Below are 5330 nucleotides of genomic sequence, written 5' to 3'. Positions count from 1 at the left end.
TCGATGCGGATGCGTACGGGAATCCAACCGTTTTCAAACAAATGCAGGCTGTCGTTGCGGTCGAAATAAGGGACATCGGAAACCACGCCGACATTCAGGCCTTTGTATTCGACAGGCGAACCGGCAGTCAGGCCGCGTACGGATTGTTTGAAAAACGCGGTGTAGTACAGCGAGCGGTCGTCAGGCAGGTTGGCGACTTCACTGCGGCTGTCATAAAGCGTGAAGCTGTCTTCGCTTTTGACGTTCTTGCTGTCGCTTGTTTTAGGCGAGTCAAAGGAAATCGCGCCGGATAGCAGGGCAGCCAGAGGGGCGGAGTTGAGTTTGACACCGCTGCCTGTGGTTTCGATATTAATGCCGCTTTCCAGCCAGAAACGGCTGGAGGAATTAATCAGTTTGTCGTTGGGGCTTTGGATGAAGATGGTGTAATGCACGCTTTGGTCGGACGGGTCGAAATGCGCGCTTTCTACTTGGCCGACCATAAAGTTTTCATACAAAACCGGGCTACTGACGTTGAGGATGCGGTCGTTTTTGCCGATCAAATTCAGGCGCAGGCCGCTTTGACCGATGGCGGCAATCGGCGGAATGTCTTGGACGACAAATACGTCTTTGGTTTCTTGGCTTTTGCCCGGTGTAAATGCAATATATGAGCCGGAAAGCAAGGTTCCCAAGCCGGTAACGCCGCTTTGGTCGATACGCGGTTTGACCACCCAAAATTGGGTATCGCTGCGGATAAGGTCTTTGGCGTCGGCACTGAGTTGGGCCGTGACTTCCACGCCTTTTTGGTCGTCGCGCAATTTGATGCGGGTAACGCGTCCGACATCGACGTTTAACACTTTAATAATGGTGTTGTTGACTTCGATGCCTTCGGCGCTGTCCATCAACAGCGTAACGACAGGGCCGCGGTTGCGGATGTCTTTAATCAAAAGCCAGCCGCCGGCAATCAGTGCAATCAGCGGAATCAGCCACACGACAGACGTGAAGACATTGGTTTTCTTGACACGCGCCGGTGCGTGATAATTGGGTGAAGAGTCGTGTTTTTTCATTGTGTTAAGGTCTGGTCAGAATCAAGGCCGTCTGAAAGCTGCTGTTGCTTGTCCCAAATCAGACGGGGATCGAAATAATAGGCCGAAAGCATGGTCAAAATAACGACCAGGCAGAAGTAAATCGCCGCACCACCCGGCACGACGCGCGCCATATTGGTGTGGAACGAACTCATCAAAATAATAATCACAAAAATATCAATCATCGACCAGCGGCCGATGGATTCGGTAATCCGATACAAAACCGACATTTTGTCCGCGCTCATCACAGGTTTAAAGTATGCGGAATAAATCAAAACCGCCATCGCAATAATCTTCAAAACCGGCACCATAATACTGGCACTAAAGATAATCACGGCAATCAATCGGTCGCCGTCGTCCCACATATAAACAATGCCGTTGAAAATCGTATTGATCTCCAAAGCCGTCGGATTTGACGAAATCATAATCGGCAGGATGTTGGCAGGGAAATACAGGATAAACGCCGCGACTAAAAACGCCAGCGAAATGCTCAGGCTTTTCGGGCGGCGACGGTATAAGTCCGCACCGCATACGCCGCAAGGCTGCTCGTCTTTATCGCGGAAATACAGGCAACGGCTGCAACAGATTTTGTCTTCAGTGGCCGTCTGAACCGCATGGCCGCCGGTTAAACGGTGAATCTTATAATAAACCCAATGCTGCGGAATCGATACCGAAGTCCGAATCAGCATGACCGACAACGGAAACATCAGATAAAACGCTGAGCCGAACTCTACTGTGGCAACGGACGAGAGCTTGATATATGCCACCAAAGTGGAAATGAAAAACACATCCACCATAATCCAATGACGCAGCCGAACCAATACGCGCGTTGCAAAGCGCAGCGCAGGGTAGGCCTTTTCGCGTATCAAGGCCGTATAAACATAAAGACAGAGCAGCAAAAACAGTAAGGGCGCGCCGAAGGTGAGGATAAACATCACTTCCGCCAGAAAACCGTAATCCAGCGAAATCAAAAGCCGCATCATTTGCGGCAACGACAAAATCGATGTCACGCCGAACAAATCCACGCGGATATACACCATATTGTACGCGAACGCCATTAGAATCAAGGTTGTCAGCGCATAGGCAATTGGCGCGATATACGGATTGTTTTCCACTTCCACAATTTCATGGTTGCACACCGGACAATGCGCTTCCTGTCCCTGACGCAGGCGCGGAATATCCATACGGCAGCCGCAATCTGGGCATTCCACCGTATGTGCAGGCAGCGTCGCATCAGGAAGATAAGACTTGTAGCGCCACCAGCGATGGTAGGCAGGAATCCGTTTCATGGTTCGGCAGGGGATAAAGAAGGTGCAAAGAGTGTCGCATTATAAAGGAAAACAGAAGGATAGCCCAAATTTAGGTCGATATTTGATTGAATGGCGGCTGCTTAATAAGGTTTGGGCCGTCTGAAAAGTTTGAAAAGACTTCAGAAGTTTATTGCTATGGACCGTTAAATTTTATTAATAGGTCTTAGTTTGGTTTATTTCCATTAGGATAAAAATAAGATATATTCTCAATATTTAAAAACACGATAATCCTTGTAGATTTGTGGAAGGTACACGGTCAACGAACCTGAAGTAGGCTAAAAATTATCTTCTTTGTTTTTAAAACGATTCTTTTCAAATTAGACGGATTTTTAACCATAAAGGCCGTCTGAAACCATCTGAAACTATTAGTCTCTTAATTCAAAGGAAACATCATGAGTGAAACCCAAGAGCTGACTTTCGCCAAACGCTTGAAAGAGCAAACCACAGTTACACACGACAGCGTTGATAACTTGGTTATGTCCGTTCAACCTTTTTCCAGCAAAGAAAACTACATCAAATTCTTGAAACTTCAATCTGTTTTCCACAAGGCCGTCGACCACATCTATAAAGATGCCGAATTGAACAAAGCCATTCCAGAGCTTGAATACATGGCGCGTTACGATGCCGTGACTCAAGACTTGAAAGACTTGGGCGAAGAGCCTTACAAATTTGACAAAGAATTGCCACACGAAACCGGTAATAAAGCCATCGGCTGGCTGTATTGTGCCGAAGGTTCTAATTTGGGCGCGGCATTCTTGTTCAAACACGCTCAAAAACTCGAATACACCGGTGAATTCGGCGCACGCCACCTAGCTCCTCATCCAAACGGCCGAGGCAAACACTGGCGCGCTTTTGTCGAGCATCTGAACGCTTTGAACTTGACTCCCGAAGCCGAGGCGGAAGCCATTCAAGGTGCGTGCGAAGCTTTTGAATTCTATAAAGTGATTCTGCGTGAAACCTTCGGTTTGCCGGAAGGTGCGGAAGCACCTGAAGGTATGACACCGCACAGACTCTAAAAAATAATTAAATCAAACAGACAAGGTCTCGGCGTAGATGTTTGCAGAGACCTTTAATTACACTACAAAGTTTTGTTTGAACGGGTTGCTGTCTTATACCTACTCAGATTTGATTCTCTTTTAAAAATTCCATTCACCACCTAATGACCATTGATGAATATTACGCATTGCATAGGGTGCATTGCTACGGGTGTGACTATAACTATAATTCAAAGTAGGGGTAATGCCTTTATAAGATAATTTGTTGTGACTAAGATTGATAGAGAGAGCGCGCTCCCGATTGCGTTGCGGCTCCGTGCCGAATGCCATAATGCCTTTATAGCGACGGTTGGCAAATGAAGCGGTAAGTCTGCTGTTAAGCCCACCTAAAACCTGCCATTGCTGTATCCAACCTATATTGAAACCGTTGCGGTGGTAGGCTGCATTGTTCTCAATATTGTGTATGTTTTTGTTTTCAGGAACAAAGCGGTTGTATTGCCAACCGCCGAACAGAGTCGTGTTGCCAAAACGGCGAGCCAGGGAAAGATAAGTACTGTCGTGCCAACCATCATTGCGCAGTGCACGATCAGTTTCCCGATAGTTTTGGCGGTAGCGTTCCAGTGAGTAGTAAAGTTGAGTCGCATTGCCGAGATTGACCATATGCGAAAGTTGTACGCCAACTCCGTGAGCCAGCATATAAGGTGCAACGCGGCGGTTATTTTCTTTTTTGCTGTCAAACTCGCTGCTGCCTGCCAACTGTGCCTGATAAAACGGTAAAACGCTGACGGTTTGTTTGCCGTCCTTGCGTTGCCAGCCCAAATAAGCCCTGCCGAACGCATCGTCGTAAGCCGATTGGCGGTCGAAAAAATAGCTTGTGCCGCTGAGGTTGGCGCGGAATTTGATGGCGTGATGCCCATACAATGGGGTAAGTTTTTCGGTGTTCAATTCGTAATTCAAGCCGTTGGCACTGACAGGTAGGGTAACACTGCATGCGTTTTGCCCCTTTGTTTCGATGCAATAACGCGGAGCAGCGTTGTTGGCATTATCGTTATGCACAGGGCTAATTCCGCCAGACCATTTCCATTCTGTCTGCCGTTTGACGGCTTCTTGAAAACGTTTAACATTTTCCAAAACGGGGGTGGGTATATCGCGTTGCGCGGCATGGCGAAAATGCATCGTTGCCTCACCCAAGCGATAGTCCTGAAACTCTGCTGCTGCCAAATCCAACAATATACGGTCGTCTGAAACGTCAGATTCATAAAGGGTACGATAACGTTCGACCGCTTCGGAAGTCCGTCCTTTCAGCTTTGCCAGCAAAGCATCGGTACGCGCAATCAGTTTGGGATTGTGGTTGGGCTGTTTACGGTAAAGGGCGACAAGCGAGGAAACCAGGTCTGCGCTATTGCTGTTAAGTGCTTGAACCAGTGCGTCTTCAAGAATATGCGGGTTTGCCGCTAAAAAATCATCGTTAACCAGAGTTGGCCTGCCTATATTCTCATTCTTTTCAGGCGACCTTTCCTCCTCAGATAGAATATCTAACCATTGTTTCTGTTGTACTTGTACAGCAGTATTCTGAGAAGAAATATTCTGCCGAACACCCTCTTCGGGAAATTCAGCAAAGGCTGCTGACGGCAATAGGTAGCACAAAGAAGCTGAGACAATTTTTTGTTTTATTTTTAGCATTTAAAGTCATCCGAAATATATGTATATCTGAGGGCAAATCGTTTCTAATAAGGGATTTGCTCTTATCATAAAACTGCCTGAAACATCTCAGGTGATTTTATTTTTGCATAAAAAATACAGATTCGTATTTAGATTTATCATTATAACGGCAAATTTACGAAATAAATATAACTTATTTATTTTTATAGGATTATAAATTACGTAAATATATTTAACAGAGAGGGGATAGCATAAAGATTCACCCTAACTACTGATAGAAAAAATATTGGTATTGCTAAAAT

General features: G+C 46.4%; 4 protein-coding genes. 1 reads left to right on the top strand and 3 read right to left on the bottom strand.

The window, feature by feature from the left end; translation table 11 throughout:
- Nucleotides 1-1043, bottom strand: a 1043-nt coding sequence (locus ACTHUE_RS10475; RefSeq protein WP_440423421.1) for a PqiB family protein, incomplete at its 3' end; no start/stop codon positions are given.
- On the bottom strand, nucleotides 1040-2350 hold the full coding sequence (locus ACTHUE_RS10470; RefSeq protein WP_083290081.1) for a paraquat-inducible protein A: 1311 nt from the start codon (nucleotides 2348-2350) through the stop codon (nucleotides 1040-1042). The genes ACTHUE_RS10475 and ACTHUE_RS10470, both read right to left, overlap by 4 nt.
- A 413-nt stretch (nucleotides 2351-2763) precedes the next feature.
- Here ACTHUE_RS10470 and ACTHUE_RS10465 point away from each other — a divergent pair, with 413 nt between their 5' ends.
- Nucleotides 2764-3387, top strand: a complete 624-nt coding sequence (locus tag ACTHUE_RS10465; protein ID WP_070711798.1) for a biliverdin-producing heme oxygenase — start codon at nucleotides 2764-2766, stop codon at nucleotides 3385-3387.
- A 120-nt stretch (nucleotides 3388-3507) separates the two neighbouring features.
- Here ACTHUE_RS10465 and ACTHUE_RS10460 read toward each other — a convergent pair whose 3' ends face one another.
- Nucleotides 3508-5049, bottom strand: a complete 1542-nt coding sequence (locus ACTHUE_RS10460) for a surface lipoprotein assembly modifier (RefSeq protein WP_070711795.1) — start codon at nucleotides 5047-5049, stop codon at nucleotides 3508-3510.
- Nucleotides 5050-5330 lie beyond the last annotated feature (281 nt).

This window comes from Neisseria sp. P0021.S005, from assembly GCF_051956955.1.
The sequence above is the reverse complement of the archived record's forward strand: the minus strand, read 5'-3'. Positions and strand labels throughout refer to the sequence as shown.

Bases quoted from the DNA above. Each gene is read 5' to 3' on its own strand.
- ACTHUE_RS10470 (WP_083290081.1), bottom strand. From the start codon at position 2,350: ATGAAACGGATTCCTGCCTACCATCGCTGGTGGCGCTACAAGTCTTAT.
- ACTHUE_RS10465 (WP_070711798.1), top strand. From the start codon at position 2,764: ATGAGTGAAACCCAAGAGCTGACTTTCGCCAAACGCTTGAAAGAGCAA.
- ACTHUE_RS10460 (WP_070711795.1), bottom strand. From the start codon at position 5,049: ATGCTAAAAATAAAACAAAAAATTGTCTCAGCTTCTTTGTGCTACCTA.